This window comes from Nonlabens xiamenensis, assembly GCF_003865345.1.
Classification (GTDB): Bacteria; Bacteroidota; Bacteroidia; order Flavobacteriales; family Flavobacteriaceae; genus Nonlabens; species Nonlabens xiamenensis.
In genome coordinates this window covers 163,183-188,235 of record NZ_RMVE01000006.1, presented here as the reverse complement: position 1 = coordinate 188,235, position 25,053 = coordinate 163,183, and the positions used below count along the sequence as shown (strand labels likewise).

13 protein-coding genes are annotated in these 25,053 nt (G+C 41.5%); all 13 read right to left on the bottom strand.

Features of this window, described 5'->3' with window-relative positions; translation table 11 throughout:
* The coding region (locus tag EGM47_RS16505) for a hypothetical protein (protein ID WP_206052208.1) at positions 1 to 1,627 on the bottom strand (1,627 nt) is incomplete at its 3' end.
* A 177-nt stretch (positions 1,628 to 1,804) separates the two neighbouring features.
* Entirely contained in the window at positions 1,805 to 2,344 is a 540-nt protein-coding gene (locus tag EGM47_RS15400; RefSeq protein WP_124981719.1) for a DUF7243 family protein, read from the bottom strand.
* Between the two features lie 24 nt (positions 2,345 to 2,368).
* The gene (locus tag EGM47_RS15395) at positions 2,369 to 2,815 is read right to left on the bottom strand and encodes a terminase small subunit (RefSeq protein WP_124981718.1); all 447 of its coding nucleotides are present in this window, start codon (positions 2,813 to 2,815) and stop codon (positions 2,369 to 2,371) included.
* Positions 2,775 to 3,569: a tail sheath stabilizer and completion protein gene (locus EGM47_RS15390; protein ID WP_124981717.1), complete on the bottom strand. Its 795-nt coding sequence runs from the start codon at positions 3,567 to 3,569 to the stop codon at positions 2,775 to 2,777. Before EGM47_RS15390 ends, EGM47_RS15395 begins: the two co-directional genes overlap by 41 nt.
* Positions 3,569 to 4,444 (bottom strand): hypothetical protein, encoded by an 876-nt coding sequence (locus EGM47_RS15385; RefSeq protein ID WP_124981716.1) that lies wholly within the window; start codon positions 4,442 to 4,444, stop codon positions 3,569 to 3,571. The genes EGM47_RS15390 and EGM47_RS15385 overlap by 1 nt, the downstream gene beginning before the upstream one ends.
* A gap of 1 nt (position 4,445) precedes the next feature.
* Positions 4,446 to 5,246 (bottom strand): hypothetical protein, encoded by an 801-nt coding sequence (locus EGM47_RS15380; protein ID WP_124981715.1) that lies wholly within the window; start codon positions 5,244 to 5,246, stop codon positions 4,446 to 4,448.
* A gap of 4 nt (positions 5,247 to 5,250) precedes the next feature.
* Positions 5,251 to 12,156, bottom strand: coding sequence for a hyaluronate lyase N-terminal domain-containing protein (locus EGM47_RS15375; RefSeq protein WP_164510927.1), 6,906 nt, complete (start codon positions 12,154 to 12,156; stop codon positions 5,251 to 5,253).
* Between the two features lie 25 nt (positions 12,157 to 12,181).
* Positions 12,182 to 12,412, bottom strand: coding sequence for a hypothetical protein (locus EGM47_RS15370; RefSeq protein WP_124981714.1), 231 nt, complete (start codon positions 12,410 to 12,412; stop codon positions 12,182 to 12,184).
* Positions 12,399 to 12,644: a hypothetical protein gene (locus tag EGM47_RS15365; RefSeq protein WP_124981713.1), complete on the bottom strand. Its 246-nt coding sequence runs from the start codon at positions 12,642 to 12,644 to the stop codon at positions 12,399 to 12,401. Before EGM47_RS15365 ends, EGM47_RS15370 begins: the two co-directional genes overlap by 14 nt.
* Before the next feature lie 67 nt (positions 12,645 to 12,711).
* The gene (locus tag EGM47_RS15360) at positions 12,712 to 20,151 is read right to left on the bottom strand and encodes a DUF4815 domain-containing protein (RefSeq protein WP_124981712.1); all 7,440 of its coding nucleotides are present in this window, start codon (positions 20,149 to 20,151) and stop codon (positions 12,712 to 12,714) included.
* 1 nt (position 20,152) lies between these two features.
* Positions 20,153 to 21,688, bottom strand: a complete 1,536-nt coding sequence (locus tag EGM47_RS15355) for a baseplate wedge protein (RefSeq protein ID WP_124981711.1) — start codon at positions 21,686 to 21,688, stop codon at positions 20,153 to 20,155.
* Between the two features lie 37 nt (positions 21,689 to 21,725).
* Positions 21,726 to 23,570, bottom strand: coding sequence for a hypothetical protein (locus EGM47_RS15350; protein WP_124981710.1), 1,845 nt, complete (start codon positions 23,568 to 23,570; stop codon positions 21,726 to 21,728).
* Positions 23,570 to 25,045, bottom strand: coding sequence for a hypothetical protein (locus EGM47_RS15345; RefSeq protein WP_124981709.1), 1,476 nt, complete (start codon positions 25,043 to 25,045; stop codon positions 23,570 to 23,572). Before EGM47_RS15345 ends, EGM47_RS15350 begins: the two co-directional genes overlap by 1 nt.
* Between the last annotated feature and the right edge of the window lie 8 nt (positions 25,046 to 25,053).

Below are 25,053 nucleotides of genomic sequence, written 5' to 3'. Positions count from 1 at the left end.
TTTTACCTGCACCTGGTTTACCTTTTACTGCATCTTTTGCTACTTCTTTGCCTACTTCAGTGGTGGCAGTGGTTACTTTCTTAACTGCTTTACCGCCTTTCTTTCCACCAAGTTTAACACCTTGTCTAATTAAAGTGTTTGCACCACCAATTTTACCTTCATTAACCTCTTCTTTCTGCATCTTCTTTTTCTGCCAAGAGTCAAGTGCTTGGTGAGGTTTCTTGCCTTTTGCCAACTCGGATTTTTTATGTGCTTGGAAGTCAGCAGCAGACTTATCTTTCTTTTCTTTCTCTGCCTTAGCCTCTGCTGATCTCTTTGCAACCCTTGCTTTGTTTACAGCATCAATCTTCTTAAGATTAGGATGCAACTCATCAGTCAATTCTACTGGCATAGAAACTGTGCCTTTGCCTGGCACATACTTTGTAGTCCTAGGTTTCTTAGGATCATCACTCTTGAAGTCTTTATGAATCTTAGCGTATTCTTTACGAGACATCTTAAGTTTTTCAATCAAGTTAAGAGCAACATCTCTCTGACTCAACTGTAGACCAGGACTTCTCCTCTGTCTTACATTTGCTTCATCAACGTCTAGAAAATTGACATACTTGTTGTGCTCTTTGTTACGCATCTTCTTCTTAGCAATAGCACCTGCATCTCTCTTGAATCTTTCCTTTGCAGTTATCTCACTCAATGCTTCTTCATGAGTAAACTTCATACCCTTGGTTGCTTTGTCCTTAAGTGCCTGACGTTTCTTAGGATCCATATTCTTTTCATAGTCTGCTAGTTTGGCAGCAAATTTTTTGTTATCCATCTTCTTGATAACTGCTCTGTCTTTCTTGTCAGGTCCTGTATATGCTGCTTCATCAACAAATTCTTCTTTCTTAAGAAGACGACTTAATAGAGACTTCTTCTTAGCAGGTGCTTTGTAACCTGGTTGACGCTTAGCGTAATCCATGTAGGACTCACCCTTACGAAGTTTCTTAGGATCTTCCTTTGGTTTAGATGCTGCAGCACGATCTTCACGAGCACGTTGGTTTGCACCAGGTCCTCCAAGTTTCTTATCCTTCTCTGGATCAGGATGCCAAAAGTCACCTCTCTCGTTGATTACTTCCTCATCAACTGTATGTGGATTCTTTGGTCTGCCTTTAGTTTTTACACCACGTCTTGCTTCGTGATCTGCTCTTCTATCTTTTCTGATACCACCACCCAATGCAAAAGACTTATGTGGATTACCGTATCTCTTATCTCTAACGGTTGCTCTCTTATAGTCTGGGGTCTTCATATCGACCTTTGCTTCATCAATCTCCACCTCTTCATTCTTTTTCTTAGAGGTGTCCATAATTGCACCTTTGCCGTGCTTGGCGATGATGTCTGCTTTTACCATGTCTAATGCTGATTTACCTTTGCCATACTTCTTCTCTGCTTGTTTCTGAAGTACAGTTTTACCTTTGGATTTATTTCCTCCACCTGTAGAAGGTCTTCCACCACCTCCTTTCCATGTGCCTCTTTCTAATTGCTTGTCTCTGTAATGATCGTATTCTTCTTCATCCAACTTAATTTTGTTTGCATGAAACTCATCCACCTTGTGAGCAGGTGCATATAGAGGATACTTGTAATCTTCCTTTTTCATTTTTTTCTCAGGCAAACCTTTGTGTTTAGTGGATGCAAAATCTTTAGCATCAGATTTTTTTATACTGGCAGCAACTCTGGCAACCTCAGGTGAGGAAGCTTTCGCCTGACCCTCTTTTTGAGCTTGTCTAACCATCCCGAAGAATCTTTGTTGTTTTTTGGAGACGGCGGGCATGTGTTAGCCTCCGACGATTTGGACTTGCTCGACGATAACGTTGGCAGATCCTGCTGTGAGTTTAACTGTCCTTTGGATGAGTGGCACAGTGCCTGCAGTTGCGTCTGCTGCACTGAGAGTGTAGTTACCACTTGCTGCTGATGAATCATAATCAGTTGTGATAGTAGATGCTGTAACAGCAGTAACTTTCTTACCTGATGCTGCTGCTGACTCAAAGTCAGAAGTAAATCCATCAGTGTCACCACCGTCAACTGTTTGGATGAAATCGCCAACACTAAAGGTGTGACGTCCACCACCAGAAAATCCTTCGGCAGTAACTACCATTGCTGCAGCGTCAGTCGCTACTGCAATCTTAGCAGATTTTGCCTTACCACATGAGATTAGTAGTGACTCATTTGCTACCAAAGTGATAGCAGGTCCTGCATCTACTTGGATTGAAGACGCTGACGTCGCAAGGACGCGAAGGACACCAGATTTCACCACGACATAGCCAGACTGACTTGCAGTGATAGTTTGGGTGTCGATTACATTAAGTACTGACATGGGGTAAAGATTCTCCTATACTTTCTATTTATCTCGTTGCTGCTTTAGAAACTTTGCCAGGTCAGCAGTGCTACCTACAAACATAGTATTGTTTGTGGTATTTACTTCTTTCTTCTTAGGTGCTTCTATGTCTGCAACTTTCTTTTGTAGGTCTACCAACTTGTCAGCAACGTCGCCGACATGTTTGATAAGTTGACCTGCTACTTCAAACGCACGAGGTTGGTCAGATTCCTGTGCTAACTCAAGGATACCGTCTACTGCCTCTTGTCCTTTCTCAATTAGAGAGTATAGATTTCCACGAGTGTATTCATAATCTTTTTTGAGCTGTGCTTTAGTTGAGGTTACAATCTCCTCTACCTTTTCTACTGCAGGTTTCTCGATAGGCATGATGTCTGTCTCGATGTCTAATGCATCAGAGATTCCATCAAACTTACTCGTCTGCTCCTGTCGTTGGGTTTCTTGATTTTCCATCTGTAAACTCACTATAAAGCTCATTAAATCCGAAGTTGTCATCTGGATCTGCGTTAGCAGGATCAGGCTCAACTGTGTAACGCACCTCTCTAGGAGCGGTAACCTTACTATCGGTTGCATAATCAACAATCGCCTTAGTGATAAGCTCACCAGACTTGTCGCTGATAGGTCCGTATAAGTAAGTCTTTGCGACAAACTGTAACGTATATATCAATGTGCGACGTGTATCATAGTCACCTTCGTATTGATCATCGTAGTCAACGCTCAAAAGTGTGACTGGATAATCTCTCTTTTCTCCCAACTCAGCAACTAGATTCATAGTAATATTGAAACTAGGTTGGAAGTGAGGAAGAATCTGCTCTAGGATTTGGAGAGCATCATCTTGGTTTTTAGATAGGATCGCCAACTCAAAGTTAACATTATATGGGATTGGCATAAAACCTTTATTGGTTTTATCTCCTGTTGTATGTCTTATGTATGAGGTAGGTGATAATTTTCTTGTAGAGTCGTATGCTATTGCTTGAATTTCAAATGATATTCTAGGTAGTGTGATCTGTGTCCTATCCTTTGTTGTCAGATCTCCTAGTTGTGCAAGACGAGCAAGAAACTTTTGTTTAGGACCATAAGCAAGAGGCACTTTCATAACCTCAGTTTTAGATCCAGATGTGCGACGAAGCTCTATGTTATTAAACAGTGTGCCGAATCCGACAACTGTCTTCTTAAAGATTTCGTGATATGAGTATGTGCCTAACATTAGATTGTAGTCCCTTTGTTACCGAATTCACCGAATGGATTGCTTTCAGTAAAGTCAATGACTCCATCAGCAGTAGTCTCTAAGGCAAAATTCTGATCGAATTCACTATTCACATTATTTATTGTATTGTAGGATGCAGTTGTCCATGCAGCACTTGATGTCTGGCCAGTAACAGTTTCGGGGATCGTAAATATACCTGATCTGTTGTAGACCTGCAGTTGTCTGTTTGATGAATCCCAAGACTTAACCTCTGCTGTGACATTAGATGTGCCACCTGCAACGATCTCACCAACTGTAAAGTCACCACTACCACCTGCTGCAAAGTTGACAGTAACTGCGTTAGAGAAGTCTACTTCTATCGCATCTACAGCAGCAACACCAGTATCGAAGTCCTCGTCGCTGTACTCGAAGAGCTCACAACGTAATCCCCAAACGTGCACTTTACCTAACTGGTAGAAAGGCACTTCGTGCTCTACGAATTGGATCTCAAAAGTTTTATTTGCTAAAGGAAAGTGAATTAGATCACCTTCATTTGGTCTACCCTCTACAATTAGTTGTGCGTTATCATCCACTGCTTCTGTAAATCTTGTGCGTGAGATAATAAAAGTAACTTGGTCAGATATCCTTACACCAAATTTACTAAACATATCACCGTCGCCACGGAATCCTGAGGCATCTTCAATGTATGCTTCTATAAGAAATGCACCGTTAAACTGACTTAATGTATCTTCACCAAAGACAGAATCATTCTTCACAAGAGTCCTAGGGATGTAATACACATCCTTACCAAACATCTTAATTTGCTCGACAACAAGATTTCCAACGAGATCTTGCTCTCCTGTAGTGCCTTGTGTGAAGAAAGAATTGGTAGCCATGTTATCCTATCATGTCTAGAGGTGGTGTTTCCCAAGTGGTGCGTAGTTGCTCATCTAGATTTTTCAACTCTTCTACTGCATCATTGTAAATCATTTCACCATTAAGAGTGACACCACCTGGCATCTGCACTCCTTGGAATTTAGTTAGATTCTGTCCCCACTGTTTCTTAATCTTAGCAGAGGCATAATCTTTAACCCACATCTGATTGTATATCTCTGTCCACGTTACAGGATCTAATGCTCTCCATGCTTTGATAACAATATACTGATCCAACTGTGCATCCTGTGGCCAGTCAAAATCTAGATATAATCTATCTTGCACTGCATGATATCTTACTGGTTTAATACCTTCTAACAAAAAGTCAATGGTAGAAAGGTGTTGTTGTATCATATAGTAATGATAAAACTGTGTAGATGTAAAATCATACAAGTCATTCAAACGCATCTGATATCTAATATCAAACATGTTTGATGTGCCCTTATCTGTGAAAGAGAAGATACCTTCTACAGATAGGATATGATCTGGAATTTCAATATAACCATTACCCTCTGTCCATGAATCGTTTCCTGCTTTGGAGGTAGAGGTTGTATTAGATTCAGATCTGTCAATTACATCCTGTGTAACCTTATGCTTTAGATAGCAACGCTCAGCACCATCATAGTGATACTGTTGAAACTTCTGTAAGGTATAGTCAATAGCGTCATCAACCTGATCGTCAGACACGTTAATCTCCAAGACTGGTTTACCCAGTCTACGGAGACAATATTCTTTGAGAGTAGCTTTAGAATTAGGTTGTGCCATTTAATTAACTTCTTGCTAGTGCGAGTAATGCAGTCTTAAGTTGTGCGACTGTAGTGATAGAGTTGTCATTACCAATCGCAACCAACTGAGTATAGATGTCATCTATGTCAGTATCGTTAGCGTCTGCCTTAGATCCCTGTGCAGCAGTTGCATATGCAGTTGCTGCGGTTGCAGCAGCAGTACCCAATGTAGGTTTGTTGGTTAGGTCATCATAATCACCAGAGAATAATGTAGGTTTACCACTTAGGTCTGCATAGTTACCAGAGAATAATGTAGGTTTGTTGCTTAGGTCATCATAATCATTAGATGTGGCAACAGCACCAAGAGAAGGTGTGCCAGATAGATCACCATATGCACCTGTAGATGCTACAGTTGCCAGTCCAAGGGTTGTCCTTGCTGCAGCAGCGTCAGCATCATCAATGAGGGTGCCACCAAATGTACTGACTGCAGAAGCATCAAGTTTTCCAGTGATACCTGCTGTAACGCGAGCGTCTGCCCTTGCGTCTGTATAGTAGAGGTTAGATCCTTCAGCAAGATCGCCTGTGTCCTTAGATGAGAGATCAAGATTTGCACCTGTCTGTAAATTAATTCTTGTATCTGCTCTTGCATCTGTGTAGTAAAGGTTAGATCCTTCAGCAAGATCCCCAGTGTCCTTAGAAGAAAGGTCTAGGTTAGCACCTGTCTGTAGGTTAACTCTTGCATCTGCACGAGCATTAGTAAAGTAAAGATTAGTAGATCCTTCGCTAACACCGTCAGTATCAGACTGAGTATATGAGAATACACCAGTTGATGAGTTGTAAGAAAGATCACCACTTGCACTGACTGATCCACGAGCATCAGCAGTCTTAAATGTAGTTACACTAAAGTCACCTGTGCTACTGTTATATGACAGATCACCACTTGCACTTAGATGTCCTCTAGTGCGAGCAGCAGTGATAAAGAGATTTGTAGATCCCTCAGTAACATTATCAGTATTGATGTCTGCTTGTGTAACTGACAACTGACCACTGCCAGACAACTCGATACCCGTTCCGTAGGTAAAGTGTGTCCTTGATCGTGCAGCAGTGGTAAAGAGGTTAGTGGATCCCTCTGTGATGTTGTCAGTATTGATGTCTGCCTGTGTAGCACTCAAGGTTAGAATGTTACCTGCATCATCGTATGTTGCAGTAATACCTGTGCCACCAGTGATCAGATCATTAACTCTGTCGTCAACTCTTTCGTTTGTGAAGTAAAGGTTAGTTGACCCTTCAGTAAGTGCATCAGTGTCATGGTTTGCAATACTACCAACCTGTGACTGACCGAAGGTAATATTACCTGTGATATTCAAGTTACCTTGGACTTCAAAGTCAGTGGTTGATCTGAAGTTTTCAACAGTTAGTCTGTTTGTAGATGGGTTATATGTAAGGTTAGTAGAGTCTGTGCGTAATTCAGTGTATCCGTTATTTGTAGATACGAATGTTGGGAAGTATGTAAGGTTAGATGTTGTGGTATCTGTGATGTCAGCAAGGTTTGCCTTGTCAGCAGTACCTGTTAGGTCACCAGTTACATCACCAGTGATCTGTCCTGTTACACCAAGTGTGCCTCCGATGGAGGTGTTAGTTACGACCTCAAGTGAGTTAGTGGTTGTAAGACCTGCTGCAGTAACGTTACCAGAAGTAGATTGTAACTCAACTTTAGTTGTGCCACTACCATTTTGCAACTTAAGTGTCTTGGTAGATCCTCTTAAAACAACATCATCTTTGAAGAGTGAAGTGCTATTCTGAGTAATCGTGCCATTGAATGTGGAATTACCATCTACATTCATTGTGCTGTCAAAGTCAACACCCTGTGTAACATTCAAGGTGTCATCAATAATCACACGACCATCGACATTCAATGTGCCTGCAATGTCAGTGTTACCAGTTGTAGATGAAACCGTAAACTTATCGGTGTTGATAATCAAACTACCACCGATGTTTGCAGCACCAGTAGATGTGATACTTCCTAAGTTTAGAGTAGTAAGAGTAGTGATACCAGTGACACCCAATGTGCCTCCGATAGTTGCGTTACCAGTAGCACCTACAAGAGTGATTGTCTCAGCAGCGTTAGGTCCTAGTTTTAGAGTCTGACCAATAAAGGCATCCTCTGCAACAGTCATACCACCGTTAGGAATCATCAACGGTGCATTACCAGTCAGAGATGTAGGATTCTCATTCTTAGTGAGATCCAATCTTGCCTGTGCAGTAATGTTATCAACAAGAGTTGTTGTGCCTGTAACAGTTAGGTTACCCTGAGTTACTGTGTTTCCGTTATCTGTATCTACTGTAAACTTATCTACACCAGAATTATTCTGGATAATGAATGACTTATTATCAGCGTTAATTGTAACGTTATCTTGGAATGTCGCTGCACCATCTACGTTTAGAGTGCTATCAAGATCAGTTGCTTGAGTGACATTGAAAGTATCGTCAATAGTTGTGGCACCCTCTACATTAAGTGTGCCTTGAATATCTGTATTACCATTGTCAGTATCAATAGTAACTTTGTCTAGACCACCTGCGGTCTGAATTCTTACTTGCTTATTATCTGCCTTGACTACCAAACCATCAGTGATTGTAGTCAACTGATTGATATCTGCTGTGCCATTGACAGTCAAGTTGTCATCTACAATGGTTTCACCAGTTGCAGAGTCAATAGTTAAGTTACCTAGAGCGGTATCAATCTCAGAGGATCCACTAACACCGATCTGAATGTTATCAGCAGTGATGTCTGTAGATGTGATCGGAGCATTAAATGTAGATGTTGCATTGACAGTTAATGTGTCGCTGCTTCCATCACCTAATGTTGAATTACCATCAACTTGTAAGTTACCATCTACCTCAGCATTGTCTGTGATATGGACTTTACCATCAGCAGAATCTAGGACAAGGTTACCAGTTGTGGTACTAATCTCATTGTCAGCATCGACCCCGATCTTGATGGCGTCGGCGGTGATGTCTGTACTGGTGATTGCTTGGTTAAATGTAACCGTGCCAGTAACGGTGTGGTTATCTCCTGACTGGTTGCCAATAGTAGCATTGCCATCAACAGTAAGAGTGCCATCGATTTGAGTATTGCCGTCAACATTTAAGTTTCCATCTACGTCAGCATTATCTGTGATATTAACTGTGCCACCATCTGAATCTAAAATTAGATTTCCAGAAGTAGTAGAGATTTCACTAGATCCATCAACACCGATCTTAATGTTATCGGCAGTGATGTCTGTTGAGATAATCGCTTGGTTGAATGTGACTCCACCAGTAATTACATGTGCGTCCCCAGAAGCATTACCAATAGTTGTGTTTCCATCAACTTGTAATGTGCCTTGGACAACGGTGTTACCTGTGGAAGACGCAACAGTAAACTTAGTAGTGTTTACTGCAAAGTCATTGGTTACATCGAGCGTGCCAGTGATACTGACATCTCCACCAAATGATCCATCGTCTGTGACGACGAGATCGTCTCCAACGTAGAGATCCAATCCAATACCAACACCGCCCCCAACGATGAGAGTCCCAGTAGCAGAGTTTGTCGCATTTGTTGTATCAAATAGTTTTAATGATCCTGCATCTAGACCAGATCTTGTGCCTGCGAATGCCTCTGAAGAATTAGTAGCAGCATGATAAAGTGCATATCTTCCTGCAGAGTTATCCCAACCAAAGAATCCTAGTCTTGCTTGTGAATCGTAATACCTAAACTCAACACCACGATCCTTAGCATCATTAGTGCTAGGAGCAGTGTCACCACCTAAAGTGATAATAGGATCGTCTAACGTTACAACAGTAGAGTTAACTGTGCTTGTTGTGCCGTTAACAGTCAGGTTACCTTCTATTGTAGCATTCGTGTCAACAATTAGTGACCCATTAATTCTAACGTCGTCAGTTAGAGTTGTGTTGCTATTGACTGTAAGAGTATCGGTGTTTGCATTACCGATAGTTACGTTGTCAGTAAACTGTGTATTGTCGTTGAAAGTTGCGTCACCGTGGACAGTCAGTGTACCTGTGCCCTGACCAACACGACCAATTATTGTATTACCATTGTCGCTATCAACTGCAAATTGGATTTGACCAGATGCATTGTTGATATTAAATACTTCGTTATCAGACTGAATGATTACAGAATCATAGATCGTAGTTGTGCCATCAACTGTAAGAGTTGAGTTGAAATCAACTGCCTGATCTACATTAAGAGTAGAATCAAAATCTACCGCTTGATTAACTGTAAGATTATCTGTGATTGTTGTGTCACTGTTGATAGTAAGAATATCAGTAGAAGCATTACCGAGTGTAATGTTTCCATCTACTTGTAGATTATTCTCAAATGTTACAGCAGATCCAACAGTAAGTGTGCCTCTGATGTCAGTATTACCGTTTGTAGATAGGACGGTAAACTTATCATCTGTGCCATTAGTAATCTTGAAATACTTACCAGTAGTATCAAGAGTGATGTCATTATGGAATACTGAATCGTCGTCTACATCCAGAGTGCTGTTAAAGGTGACAGCAGCATCTACATCAAGTGTGCTGTTGAATGTAACACCACTATCAACATCAAGGGTGCCATCACTGTGAATATTTCCGTTGTCACTATCGATGACAAATTTTTCGGCAGTGCCGTCTGTGATAGAAAATACTGTATTAGGACCGACAATTCTGACGTCATCTTCAAATGTCGAGTCAGAGTTTACAGTAACAGTATCGTTTGCATCTGTGCCAAGAGTAACGTTGCTGTCTACCTGCAAGTCACCTTGTGTATAGATGTTACCGTTAGATGCAGTAACGGTCATCTCTCCACTATTAATGTCTACATCTTGGGCAACATCAAGTGTGCCACCAATGTATACATTAGCAGAAATACCTGCACCACCAGTTACGACTAGCGTACCTGTAGTGGTTGAGGATGAGTTTGTGTTGGTTGTGAGTCTGAGGTTACCACCAATGATAGCAGCGTCAGTCCCAGTAAATGTTTCAGACGAGTTGGTGGCATTGTAGAGGAAGCGATACCCGCCAGTGCCAGACCATATGTTAGAGTCTGCATAATCCTCGTCCCACCCGAAGAAACCGAATCTTTCTTGCGAATCATAATATCTGAATTCTACACCACGATCCAGATTGTCATCTGTTGTAAGAGTATCCTCTCCACCAAGTGTGATGATAGGATCTTGGACAGTTAATGTAGTTGAATTTACAGTAGTTGTGGTGCCGTCAACTTGAAGATCACCACGGACTCTAACTAGACCAGTTGCACCATCATCGTCATTAGGATCGATAATCAACGTTGAGTTGGTTGTCGAAATGACGTTATCTTGGAAATGGAAGTCCTCTACGTTGACTCTGTTGGCAACGTTGGTGGCACTGATAGTAATATCATTTTCAGCAGTAATGTTAATAAGTGCATTACCACTACCTGCATTAGTCGCATTGATTAACAGAGTGCGATTGTTTGCAGTGTTTTGTGTGTGTTGGAAAGTAAGATCACCGTCACCAGTCTTGTCTAGTTTCTGATTTACGGCACCGTCGAGTGTAATGTCAGGGTCACTAAAGTATGACCTTACATTAATATCAACCTCTCCACTACCAGAGTCACCAGTATTATTAGCACTGAATAAAAGAGACCCCGAAGTATTGTTAACTTTAACATAATTTAAGTAATTAAAACCTCGATAACCAGTAGTTGCAGTTAACTCGCTATCTAACTCAAAATCTTCTTTTGTGTTTCCGTCAGCAAACGAGACGCGATTGTTTTGTAGTTGATTATTGTCAACTGCATTCTCTGCAATGCTAACAAATCCTCCCTCATACTGCGAGGCAGGATTCCACGATGTGACGTCGAAATCTTCTTGGTTAAATGATGCAAGACCTTTTTGTGGACTTACAGCAGTTCCCAGATATCTCCAAGACCCTGTGTCGGAGGTGTCGGTGTGTGTAGGCTCACCGCCTCCAGAGTTGATATCAAGGATAGCCTGATACAAGCGATTACTTGAGTTCTTGACCTTATCATTTCTTGAGTAAGATGTTGCGTTATCAAATACTGGATCTTCACTTCCTTCCTTTGCAGTAGCGATAGGAATGGTAAGTGCTTGTGTCAAACGACCATATCTGTCAACTGTAAATTCAGTTGTATTGACTGTTTGGTCATCTGGCAGATTAACTGAAATTAGAGGTGTATCTAAGTTACCAGTAGGGTTGTAGTAACCGATAACAACTGTAGTATCAGCAAGGTCAATGAATGGGTTACTGCTCTGTGCGTTACCATTATTGACAATGATACGACCTGCACCACCTGTAATAGTCCTAGTGGTAATAGTGCCTTCTGCCTGACGTGACATCAGACCGAAAGAGGTCATGTCTGCAATAGACTGTAGATCTGTGTCTGCAGCTTGAGCGTCAGCAATACCGTACGCAGCAAGAGTCGTGGGGTTGTCACCATCCACGATACGACCACGAGAGTCAACAGTTAATCTAGTATATTGTGCTTGAGCATCTAGATCATTAGGATCATAGTGTGGTAGACCTGGTTGATAATTCAACTCAGCAGTAATGGTTAAGTTTGCGGATCCATCAAACGTACCACTACCAGACATGTCACCACCAAGGGAGATCTGTCTAGCGTTTGCTAGTCTAGTTGCTGTAGCGGAGTTACCCACCAGTGAAGCAGTAATGGCACCTGCCTCAAAATTACCGTCGGCATCTCTCTTTACAAGAGTGTTCGCAGTATTACTTTCCGTCTCTAGTGGTCGCTCATAGCGAAGACTATTCCACGGAGTAACACCGTCACCGATTTTAAGTCTAGACGTATCGATTTCAATACCCAATTCACCTTGGGCGAGGATCGGGTTAATGTTTGCCCACTGCTGAGCACCATCACGTCTTAGTTGTATTCTATTTGCCATTGCTTAAGGATCCTTGCAAAGCACACTATTCGTCTGAGTTATTTATGTCCTCAGTTACCTCGGTTGTTGCAGCAAGTTTCTCAGGTGAGAGATATTCTAGTGTCTCGATTGCACCCAACAGTTTCAGTGCAGTTTGCTCATTTGAGCGGATCTTTTCGCTTAGCTCTTTGTTTTCTTCAACTAGTTTGCCATAACGTGTCTTGAATTGATCAAGAAGCTCTTCCTTAGAAAGAGATTCAGTTTTAGTTGCTGTCATTTTGTAGCTCCAATAATGATTTGAGTAGACCCTTAATATCCTTCAGATCTGATTTTACTTCATCAACCTCAGTTTGTAAAGTCTCTATCGTGACTTCAGTTTTTGCCCGCTTGTTGTAGGCATTCATGTATTTTTCGTATTCGGATTTATTGTTATTAATGATGGCATTTGTCAGGGGATCACGATACCAACCCTCTTTTCCATCAACAGGTATCAGATTTTTAATGTCCATACTTGACAAGTATCAAAATAATAAGTAGAATCAGCTTGTCGGTTTTCGGGATCGAAGCTTAGGTACTTTAAGTAGCGAGTGCTGTTGACCTAAAGTCGATTACCTGAGGCACGGTTGCCTGATTCTTAGACCTCAATACAATCTTGACTTGGAATGCATTGAAATTAAGTCCGACCGCTTCATAAGAATAATCTCTGAATTCAAATACATCGGAGGCAGCGATGCTTCCTTTAGGTTGCACCTCTACAAAGTTGATTGTATTTGGATCGACTTCACTTCCTGATTCATAAGTCTTGATATAAACTCTTACCTCTGTGCCTTGTGGTCTATAGCATCCAAAGTCAATTTTAAGTGTGCGTGAAAGTTGAGCAAGGTTTGCTATACGAGTGAGATAAACGGCGTCGTTTTGATCTCCACTAGGTTCTAAAGATACATCAGCAGTTGCTTCAATCAAACTGTTGATACCAAGTGGTTGAGGACCGCCTGGCCATTGATTGATTCTGTTGCTGACAGTAATAAGAGATGTCCTATCTAGGTCAACATACGGCGACACATTTGCATTATCCGTATGAAGTGTTAAATCAAGAGAGATAGATTTGTTACCACCCAACTTGTTGTCTTCGTTGACCTTAGAGCAAATGAGTTGAGGAGTTGTGAAATAATTCTCTGTATTTAAAGTGATATCATAATATGTACCATTGTTAACGAATGACGCTTGATCAACAACCGTCGTGCCGTCTCCAACAGATGTGCCCGACGTAGTATTTACACGAGCAACAATACTGGTTTCTGGGAATACCAAATTGGCAACCGATGGACGCAACGTTTCAAACTGGAAGTTTTGTGAAGCGATTGCATTGATACCACCACCACGAATACCGTTGTTAGCAACAGATGTAGTATTGAGTAGGTAATGATCCATCCATGGATCGCCAATACTATCGTGGACTTTATTAATTTCTGTAAGAGGAATACCATCAAAGTTGTAACAGAAGACCTGTGATCCAGTAGGATGATCTTGGTCAGCAGTCGTATTAGATCCTCTACCAGATGTAGCAACTGTAATAACTTTACCGTCGCTAGAGATAGCAGAGTATTGAATAATCTCACTACCAATCATGAGGTAGCCAGGATTCAAGTTACCGATTGCTTGTCCATTAACTTGTGTATGGAATGCTGCACCTGCCTCTACGTTAATACTTGTAGCACCTGCTGATAGAGATGACGTCAGAGTTGTTGGTGGGACTTCTGAGATTACGCCTCTTATATCAACATTGTTGGTGCGTTGGTGCATGCAATGATTCTTGTGATACACGAGGATCTTCCTATCCTTCGCCTGATACGATGGTGCCGAAACAGGGTAGATATTCCTTGTGTCTCCACTATAGGCAACTGAAGTAATAGTAGCAGTAACAACGCCACCATTCTCCGAAAGGGTGTCGGCGAGGTCAAAGTCTTTATCAACATAATTTACATATAAAACAGGATTAGATGCAGTATTACCATCAGGTAGAGTATCACCTGTCGCATAGTATGCTGTAACTCTTGCAGTAGAGTTGGATGTAGATCCTGTAATAATATCAACTGTAGTTGTTGCAGTACCTGTTGCAGGATTAGGTCTAGGTGAGAAGTCACCATTAGACACTGTAGACAACTGGAAGATTGCTGTTGCTTGAGATGATACGATTCCTTGGAATGCATTATTATTAGCATCTAAGAAACCTGCAGACCAAATACCTGAGATATCATTAATAGTGATGACATTAGGAGTTGAGGTCGAGTCAAATGCTGATACAGTAGCAGATGCACCTGATGGACTTTGTGTTAGTCTAGCACCAACTGTGTAACTAAAAGGTCCACCTGCAACAGGTAGAGTCAATACTTGCTCAGGTTGGATAGTAACCAGTGGGTTATCAAGTAGTCTTGTATAACCACCATTAGTTTCACCCATCTCAACGTTTTCAAGAGTTACGGTGCCATCGAGAGTAGTATCGAATGCTGCTTTATAAATTGTAAACTTAAGATCCTCATATTGGTCAGCAGTCCACGTTGATGCGTTTTGTGATTTGAATAGCACACCTGCATATGGTTGCTCTGAGATCGTCCTGTTACCAGATTTCTCAACGTCACCCATTCTGGATATCCAGACTTGATATTCGTTAGAGTCAGACAGTAAGACGAAACAATATTCAACCGATTGTTTAATATAGACAGGAGATCTAAACGTAAACCTTGTCGGGATCGCTGCACTTTCTGATACCTCAACGTCAGCAGCGTTGATAGTAATATCAGATAGAGGCAAGATATCTTTTGTAGGAGATCCATTTTCCATTGTCCTGATCTGCATAGAGATAGGAATGTTGGAGTCCTTAGTCCTAAAGAAGATCTCAACACCAGTGATCATGATACCGCCTTCTTCATCCACAATAAATGATTGTGCAAGAGGGTCATACCAACCAATCTGTCTTGTCTCAGATCTAGTAGAGTTGATTGTCCTCTCATCAGTAACGGTGTCACGGACTAACTCAGCATTACGAATTGCAAGAATGTTTTCTCTTACAGTCTGCAATGTACCTGTTGCTCTGTATTCTGCGTCAGCAGATGAGTCAACTGTGCCAGGTGTCCTTTCGTTTGTTGCACTGGTTGTAAATCTAATAGTCCTTGTACCTGTTGCCCAACGTGGGTTGGAGTCAATCTTAGGATTAGGAATAAAGAATGTTCCTTTAAAGTTACCAACGTTGTCAGTCAATAGACGACGATCTTTAACGTAGGCAGCAGCACCAGATGTTTGTCCAACAAGCAACTCACCAATTTTTATATTACCTTGGAATTCACCATTAGCGGTAGATGCCATCTCGTTGATGTCAACGTTAAGAAGGTTGGTGTTAGATGCATATGATGTAGGCAACGTCGCAGCACCTGTGCCGTAAGGAGTAGTCACATACTCGTCATCTGCAGCTGCAACTTTCAACTTGACGCCAGATTCAATACCAACAACAGTCTCACCAACCACGAATGGGATTTGGTTACTGTTATCAATAGTGCTGTCTGATGGTTGGTTGAATGCGTTTGCTCCCATCGTTGTAACAACTTCATTCTTAACATTACTGTTGTTACCAGTCTTATTAAGCTCGATTACTTTAGGTGTAATATAAGGAGTAATATCAACGCCATCGAAGAAACAGTAGACACGAGTCCTTGGTTTCATTCTATAAACGTCGAATGCAAGGTTTCTAGATCTGATCCATGGCACTGCAGTTTGTGACAGGATAGAATCACCCATTGATTTTCTCTCAATCTTAGGCACGATTCTTGTCCTAATACCTTGTCTAGATTGATTCTCTCTAATTTCAAATGTGCGTCTCTCATGGATAAACTCAAGACCTTGATGTCTTGTGCCGACCCAAGTACCACCACCACTGTGACTACCAGTCCTGTTGATGATAGTATCTGTAGAAACTAGACTTTCTCCAACCCAGTTAGTTTCCCAACCACCCCATTGGATAGGTGCAAAACCTGTGTTAGGGTCAATGTTATTCTCTGCAGCAACAGAGGCAAAGTCACCCTCGATGTTTTCTACTCGGGCAGGGAGTCTGTTGGTTTCGAGCCAGTCATCTGATGTAGGTGTAAGATCGATACGACCGATGAAAGTAAATACATTAAATGGGTTAACATTTTCACTTCTTGATGCATAGGGTTGCTCCACGATAACAACGTTTTCGTATGGCAACATGCAAATATTTGCAGGGGTTGTAACGACGTTGACTGATTTAGTATTGTTGATTCCGAGTGGGACGTTGTTAGTAAAGTGAGAAGGTCTCATGATTCCTTCTTTGAAATCTAGAGAGCACTTGTAATCAGCACTGTTGACGTCACCAATCTTATGGTCAGAGAAGTCATCAACAACGAATCCATTCTTAAGTCTATCAAAACCATTCTCATCGTAAGACGCGGTATTTTCTGCCTTGACCTCAAGTAGAGAAAGTGCAGTATAATACTCAACATTAGTGATACGTTTATCAAGGTCACCAATGTCCTTCATCGTATAACGACGAATGATTTCTTGATTGATTGTGGAGTCACGCTCTGGATCAAACATAAATGCTCTATGCTTGAGCGTTGCCAAACACATAGCACTCTGAATGTTATCAGGTGGTTGAGGATCTTCTGAAGATATACCCTCAATCAACTGTAGATCATTGTCGTGAGTAAGGAATAGTTTGTCTGTCCTAGGTAGGTAGTAGTCGAAGTCACAACGGAATTCTGTTTCTGCCTTAGGAATATCAAACAGGGTCGCTGCTGCTGCAGCACCTGCACCTTGACCAGTTGTAGAGAATTGTCTAGCATCAAAGTCAAGAGTTGCACAAGTCACCTCAAAAGGACTACCGACTGTGCCTTGTCCTGTTGCCAATTCACCAACTGCAGGACGGAAGTCAAGTTGGTCTCTAACAGTCCTACTAGATCCTTTGAGAAGTGGTGATGGGATATCAGCAAAGTCAATACCAGTGTATGATTGACCAGAGAAGTAATCACCAGATGCTTCATGGATGAAGTAGTCAAACACTACCATCATCTGTCTGGTTGGAGGAGTAGTGCCAGGTTTTCTAATTAGACGAGATACGTCATAGAAGAATGCATTTTGTGACTGATTTAACTCATACTGATTTGTGATAACCTTAGATCCTTTTTCAACAGATCCGTCAGCATCATCAATAGTTGCAGTCAATACGTTACCATCACTGTCCTCACCGTTGATTGTTTCGCCAGGATTAAACTGTGTGCCGTTTAGGTCAACGTTATAAAGTCTTAGAGTTGCGTTAATAAATGATACAACTACTGCTCTTGCACCTGATGTAACGCCAGTGATAACTGTGCCAGGAGCAAAGAAGGTTGCTTCTGAGAGGACAACGTAAGGGATTTTGGGAGCGTTGTCATCTTCAGATTCATAGACTGCGTGGAGTTTATATACATCGTTGAGACCGAATGAGATCTCGGGGTCTTCGATTCTTGTGCCATACAATCCTCCGTAGTTTAGTCCGAATCTTTGAATATCTTGTTGCTTAGAAGTCCTAGTGACTTTCATAGCACGCATCTTAGATGCAGTTTTAATTTTTCTAGAAACGATATTCTTAGATACCAATGCAGTTAGTTTAACTGTGGTAACACCTGTAAGACCGTCAATAGTAATGGACTGTCTGTCAGCACCAAAGGTAACTGTCAATGTCTGTGCGTCAGATAGTGCCTCGATGTCAAGGTTGTCACCAACTGAATATGCTGATCCAGATTCTGCAAGAATTGTAAGAATATAGTTGTCATCATCCAGTGCAGCAAACTGCTCAGATTCTGGAAGTGCAACAGTTAAACCACCTGATACAACAGTTTTGTTATCGAATGTCCTAAAGACAAAGAATGATTCGTCAGTAATAGACTTGATTGTCCTCTTAGGTAAGTCTTGAGACAACTGACCAGAAGGTTGATTCTGACCATATAGATATGGTCTATATCTAACAACTGTAGTATATGTGCCGTCTGTAATAGATCCTTTAGTTAGACTAGTATCAATAGTAGCAGTCTGTGCTTGGTAGTCAAAAACGTATGGTGTAACACCTGTATTGTTTCCAGCTGTTAGGTTGATAGCATTCTTAACTGCTTTTGTGATAACAAGAGTCTTCTCACCTTGTGGAGATGATAGACCGTCAGGAGAAATAACATCGCCAGGTCTTAGATCTTGCTCAAACTTAGATCCGTTAGTACCTGTAATTTTAGGAGGAGATCCTGCCTGATCGATTGTAATAGAAGATCCTCTAATAACTGCTCTATCATTAAGCAACAGTTTCGCAGCAAAACTAACAACAGATTGGGCGTTGCGTCCAATAACAGATCTTACGTCAGTAATCTTATATGTGTGCACAGCATCTAGTGTGCCAACAACTCTGCCATCTCTAGTGATTACTTCACCGTCAATGAAAGTACCTGATACCTGCTCCATAGACACTCTCTGTCCTGAGAAGTCATCAGTTACAAATCCTGTAGCACCTGAGATACGTCCAACAAGTTTGTCACCAACAGCAACAGTTGTATTACCTGCAACAAAATTGACAGCAGTATATAACTGGATGTCCATCAGATACATGTCAAATAGACCTGCTCCTGATTTCTGTAGTTGCACACAACGAGCACGTCCGATTTTTTGACCAGTTACACTATTGTTAGTAGAGGTTGTCCATCCATCTTGCAGATCAAGAATTTGATAAGCATCACTAACACCTTCACCAGTGAAGTTAGGCCACCCATATACACCAAATACTTTTAGATATTGACCCCACTCTAGAGGAATGATAGTATTCTGAATACCAACAAAGTCTCTTGGTTTCTTAAGGTCAACATATTGTGGAGTTAAAAACTCTGTCCTATAACCTTTAATATATGCTCTACCTGGTGATACCTCGATTGCTGCATATTCTTCTGATGCAGGTTGTCCTGCTCTAGAGGATTGACCTGCTGAATATACACCATTGTTAAATCCATCATTACGATGCTCTCTCAACTTAACATCGAATGTATCGATTACATAATCACCAGACTCTTCAAAAGTCCTACGAGCAAGTGATTTCTCAAGTTGTGAGTATGCAGATGTATTGACAAGTTGCTCAATCTTAGAATCACGGATTCTAATTAATTCGATGAAGTTTTTATCAGTTTCATCGGCGATTGGTTTCTTGACCAGTGTAGTAGAGATCTTAAATCTATGACCACCTGGTGCTGAATAGTTTGATGTGCCTGCAGCGTTATCGTTTAGAGATGTATCATCTTCTGGGGTAACGATAGATTCTGCGACTTCTAGACCAATTCTATACGATGGGTTATTCGTATATTGATCAAGGATAATATAACTGCTAGGGACGTTTACAAAATGTCCACGAATAAAGTAGATACCTTCATTGATATATGCTACAGCAGCAACTGCGGTTGCATCAACAGGAAGCAACTGAGCAAAGGGAGATCCAATCTCAATCAAAGTTGTGCCAAAAGTCAATTCAGACTCACAGATCAACTGCTCGTTTGCTTGGAAACCACGAACATTAGTCTCTGAGATAGTATCACCAGAGTCAATATACTTTACATAGAGAGTGATATATCCTTTAGTTGACTCAGTGGCAGGAATAGAGTATAGGACTTTTGCACGAATACCAGATGTAAGTCCAGAGATAATCTTGTCACTAAGTTGAGCACGATACGTCTCAACGTCAACTCCCAAAAATGCTTGTTGAAGTACAATAGCTTGCACATTCAGATCATAACCTACTTGACCAGGTATGACCATTGCACCTTCTTTGAAGAAGTGCTGACCCATATTCTCGATCTGATTTTGCAAGATCGATTGCATCGTCGTTAGCTCTCTTGCCTGTATTGGGAATCCAGGTCTATAGAGCACTCGATAAAAATTCTTATCTTTATCGAAGTCGTCGAAATATGGACTAATGTTTAGGTTGGTATTCTGTGGCATCTTAGAATTCGATTACGACTTTGATATCCTCAATTTGGTCGCCCGCACGAGTGATTGGTCCTCTATTATCTATGTAAATAATCCGACCGCTATTTGGCTCAATCTCGGGGTCTGCATAACCGTTGGTAAATGCCATACCCAAATCATATTCTGTGTTGTTAATGACTCTGGTAGAGGATCCAGAGACAATAGGGAAGTTAATGTCTGGGTCACCTGATGTACCTGAGATAGATCCCACGATTGGGTTACCTCCATCAAACTCAGTCAAACTACCAGTAATCTCAGGGAAGATTCCGTCGATTCTATTCTGGTAATACTTCAATACTTTTGTAGTGCTATTCCAAGAAACAACACGACCTCTAGCAGTAACCTGCTGACCACCAACAGTCCTAGACTGTGTTACGATCTCGTCTGTGCTATAGTTTCCTGTGAATGTAGGAGAGAAAATAACTGCCTTTGTGCCTGACAAAGTTAATTCTGCAGTCAATTCATTTGTGCCATATCTGAATGGGTTGAGCAACAAACCAATACGACGATAGTCGTTATCAGTTGGGAAGTCACCAGATCCTTCAGCGTATGTAAATTTGGTGTTGATCATCACACGATATCCACCCAACTCTGTGTCAGGTTGAGCACCATGACCTACAGATGGAGGAATGATAACCTCAACAGATGCACCAGATCCTGCTCCTGCTCCGATACCGTTGATCTCATCGATAACAACTGTCCCGAATGTATATCCAGATCCACCAGATGTAACAGTAGCAGTAACAAGTTTACCACCGTCAACCACTAGTGATACACGTCCACCAACACCGTCTCCTTTAATAGGGACGTTTTCATAGGTGCCGTTGTTATAACCAGTACCTGAAGATCCGATAATAACTGTGTCAATCTCTCCACCAACTGCATCAGAGATAACAGCAGTGTCACTCAACACAGGCATATATTCGTTAGAGAAGAATTTTAAGACCTGCCCCACAGGGATAGTATAAAGATACTTCCAACGATAGCCATCGGCAGTCGTAATAATAGATGTGGAGGTGCCAGTAGGCTCAACAGTAGAAGGTTTACCGTTAGGATCAGAAGGACTTGTGCCGTTGAATATGCACTTATATACTTGGTAACTAGAGTTGACAACGTAGAAGTCAGCGTCATACAACTTCGTCGCACCAGACGCAGCAGTCTTAGTGGATGAATAATCATGTCTATACATGTCATAAACGTAACCCAAACCACCAGTAGTTTGCTCGGGTGGGATCCAGTTGATACGACGGACAACTTGAATAGTATCGTTTGCCAACACCCTCTTGAGGGAGATCATGTCAGAGAAGTTGTCAGCAAATTCTTGCAGCGAATCTGTTGGATCAGGTGGGTCATTTTCATTATCCCAGCTTTGAGGTCTGCCAATGAATACATACAGTCTATCTCTGGATGCTCCTGCAAGTAAATCGGACTGAGCCGAATCAGGACCTTCCAGAGACTTAATGAATCTCTTGGCAGTAAAAATTCTAAACTGGTCGGTTAATAGTGCCATTTAGCTATAGGTCTCCCACACTTTATTTATGGAGTTTTTAATCGTCCTCATTTCGGACTCTGGTTGTATACTCAGTAAAGATATGTGTGCCTGTTGCACCTGATCCTTGACCTTGTATGGTTTCGCCCGCACTAAACTTATTATTTGTGTTTGATGCAGTTATAGATTCAACGTTTAAAATGAATTCACCATCTCTCTCACCTGCTGTAATGCCCTTAAACGTTGCAGTAACACCAGTTGATTGACCAGTTACAGTCTCATTGAGAGAGTATGCTGTTGCATTTCTATTTCTTACAGAGATTGCACCGAAGGATTGGTGGGTGTCTCCATCACCCAAAACACCTGCGGTAACAACTGTTGCAAGCTGAGGCACGCTATTTCCGTCGTATAACTTGTCTGCAGCTTGGAATAAGGTGATATTCTGTCCACCTAATTCTTCCTCAATACCATATTTAGATGATGCGATACCACCGTCTAGGTTGATATCATTCTCAAATTCTGTGCCAGTATTTACGAGGTCAATAATACCGTCACCTACTCCGTCTAATTCATCATCATCCTCAAACGCTTTGTTTAGGATTGCTGATAACGGATCTGTAAAAGTAACAATGTCGTTACCTGCACTATCAATAATGACGTGTGGTGATACACCTGTGCCACTAGATTGTGCACTACCTGCAACGAATTGAATTGATGCAGTCTTATCAGATGAATTACCACCATCAATAAATGCTAACTCGTCAACCTCAAAGGTTAGATACAGAGCATGTGCAACAGGATCCCAGTCGTAGACAATGGCAACCCTACTAGTAGCACTAGCAACAAAACGTTTTACTTGGTCGGTAACCTCAAACGAATACTGCGAAACTCCATTAGCATCGTCTTGTAGATTGTCAAGAATAACTTTCTGATCAAATCTAAAGTTGATACCCCTGTCGAGTCCAGTAAAGGAGGTTGCTGTTTTACCAGTGTATCTGACGATTTCCTTCCCAACCAAGAATTTACCTGAGCCAGGATACGCTGCCGTAGTCTCAACATTAATGGTGCTATCACTAGGTGCCACATCTGAAATGAGACCAGTAAGATTATAAACAACACTATTAAGACTTTGCCTGTTGCGTTGTTTACGAATGAGATTGGTATCTCTAGCAAATATGACTTTAGGACTATTAGTATATCCATTACCTTTGTTAGTAAGATCTATACTGGTAATAGCACCAAGGTCAATGCTTGCATTTGCTGCAGCACCTTTTCCTCCACCACCAATGATCTGCACAATAGGTGCAGTCTCAAAGAATTCACCCTGATTTGTTAGGGTAATAGATGTAACTTTACCAAATTGGTTAGGTGTAACAGTACCTGTCGCACCATCACCACCGCCACCACCAGAAATAACAACGTTAGCATCATTAAGGTCATAGTTTCTACCTTCTCGTGTAATCACTAGACCTGTTACACCACCAGTGACAGGGACTAATTCTGATCCAGATCCACCGCCACCCTCAATAACAGCACTAGTGCCGTCAAAATAATTATCACCCAGAGTTGTCATCTGGATATAGTCTATTCCACCAGTCTCATTTAAAAAAACTTTGCCTCTTGCACCAAGACTACCTTCATCTGTTGAATCAATCTTTAAACGTAGAGGGTCATATCCTTCGCCAGGATCTAAGATCTCAACAGCAAGTATTCTATTATCTTGGATTATAGGTCTTAATACTGCTTCCCTCAAAGGGGTGCCACAGTTTTGGACAGTTAACTTTGGTGGATCGTTTGCATCATAACCGTCCCCGCCATCGACAACAGCAATCGCCCTGACTCCAAACACACTGTTGAATTCAGGCTGAATAATTGCACCAGAGCCAGGAACTGTTCTTGCCATTAGACCACTACGAGATTACCTACCATGCCACCATGAATGGTGCACTGATAAACATAAGTTGTGCCTGCACTAAGAGTTTGAGGCACTGTCCAGAATTGGATACCTGATTGTGATCCACTTACACCGTCGGTAACAGCAGATCCACCATTGCTCTGCCTGAGAGCGAATGGGTGACCTCCACCAGTAGTATTGTTGAATCTATAGGTGAATCCACGATAGACATATATTGTTGGATTATTTGTGTTAGAAGGGGCACCACCACCGTCAAATCTATAACCGTTAGAAAGATCGCTAGTGATCCTAAAACTAATGGTTGGTGATTCTGTTGCAATGAATTGACTACCGTCATATACAAGGTTGTCATTTTCATTTGCTGATGGGAAGGATGCAGTGTTTGTAATTGTTAAAGTATTTGCACTAACTGCAGTGGTAATACCTGTGCCACCTGCAATAGTGATTCCAGAGTTAGCTGCGACTGCAGTATAACTTCCACTGTCACCTGATACAGATTGCAATACATTTTGCACAATGTTAGGTGAATCGTTAGTGATAGTAATAGCACCTGCATTGAGGTTAGTGCTAATACCACTACCACCTAAGAAGTTAAGAGTGTCAGTAGTTACTGTTGCAGTTGTGCTACCATTGTCAGCACCAAACGTTTCAAATAGATTTTGATCAGGATCACCAAGTGCACCTGTCATGGTGATTGTAATTGTATCTCCAACCAATGCAGTAGAGATGTTTGTGCCACCTACAATATTAAATGTGTCATTTGCAGCAGACGCTGTGGTTGTGCCAGTATCACCTGTAATAGTTTCAAATAGGTTTTGTGTTGTGCCACCGCCACCACCTGTTGCTGACTCATCATTAGCAGGCTCCCATTTTGAAGATGTGTCATTCCACTTTAATACCTGACCGTCAGAAGGTCCTCCATTAACAGTTGTGTCTACATCAGTTAAGATAGAAATACCATCATTGACGTCTAAAAGTTGATTCCATCCTGCATGTGAGAAATATGCTTTACCTGTATCGTGCACATGTGCAAACATACCGTGATGTGCAGCAGCATCGGGAAGATCAGTCAATAAAGGATACGCAGCCTCCCACTTCAAATATCCATCTGCACCATCAATATAAACCTTTGCTGCACCTTGACTACCTGCCTTAAATTGTAGATCTCCAGTACCATTAGGCTCAATAACAATATTCTCGTTATTCTCAGAAATAATTTTATATGCTTTTACATTAAGATCAGCACTCAATGAGTCGAGATGTGCCTCAGTAAATGCCGTGCCAGTCCATCGCAACACTTGATCGTTTACAGGTGCTCCGATATTAACTTGTAAGTTGGTATCATTTCCTAGGTTGGTATACAACTCATCAATGACGCTATTCAATTTGATAGCACCATCTCTCAGGGTATCACCTGTGCCGTCATTCGCTGATGATCCAACGTTTAGATTTTGCTTAGCCATGGCAGGTA

Excerpts from the sequence above, each read along its gene's own strand:
- EGM47_RS15400 (WP_124981719.1), bottom strand. The coding sequence starts at position 2,344 with ATGTCAGTACTTAATGTAATCGACACCCAAACTATCACTGCAAGTCAG.
- EGM47_RS15395 (WP_124981718.1), bottom strand. The coding sequence starts at position 2,815 with ATGGAAAATCAAGAAACCCAACGACAGGAGCAGACGAGTAAGTTTGAT.
- EGM47_RS15390 (WP_124981717.1), bottom strand. The coding sequence starts at position 3,569 with ATGTTAGGCACATACTCATATCACGAAATCTTTAAGAAGACAGTTGTC.
- EGM47_RS15385 (WP_124981716.1), bottom strand. The coding sequence starts at position 4,444 with ATGGCTACCAATTCTTTCTTCACACAAGGCACTACAGGAGAGCAAGAT.
- EGM47_RS15380 (WP_124981715.1), bottom strand. The coding sequence starts at position 5,246 with ATGGCACAACCTAATTCTAAAGCTACTCTCAAAGAATATTGTCTCCGT.
- EGM47_RS15375 (WP_164510927.1), bottom strand. The coding sequence starts at position 12,156 with ATGGCAAATAGAATACAACTAAGACGTGATGGTGCTCAGCAGTGGGCA.
- EGM47_RS15370 (WP_124981714.1), bottom strand. The coding sequence starts at position 12,412 with ATGACAGCAACTAAAACTGAATCTCTTTCTAAGGAAGAGCTTCTTGAT.
- EGM47_RS15365 (WP_124981713.1), bottom strand. The coding sequence starts at position 12,644 with ATGGACATTAAAAATCTGATACCTGTTGATGGAAAAGAGGGTTGGTAT.
- EGM47_RS15360 (WP_124981712.1), bottom strand. The coding sequence starts at position 20,151 with ATGCCACAGAATACCAACCTAAACATTAGTCCATATTTCGACGACTTC.
- EGM47_RS15355 (WP_124981711.1), bottom strand. The coding sequence starts at position 21,688 with ATGGCACTATTAACCGACCAGTTTAGAATTTTTACTGCCAAGAGATTC.
- EGM47_RS15350 (WP_124981710.1), bottom strand. The coding sequence starts at position 23,570 with ATGGCAAGAACAGTTCCTGGCTCTGGTGCAATTATTCAGCCTGAATTC.
- EGM47_RS15345 (WP_124981709.1), bottom strand. The coding sequence starts at position 25,045 with ATGGCTAAGCAAAATCTAAACGTTGGATCATCAGCGAATGACGGCACA.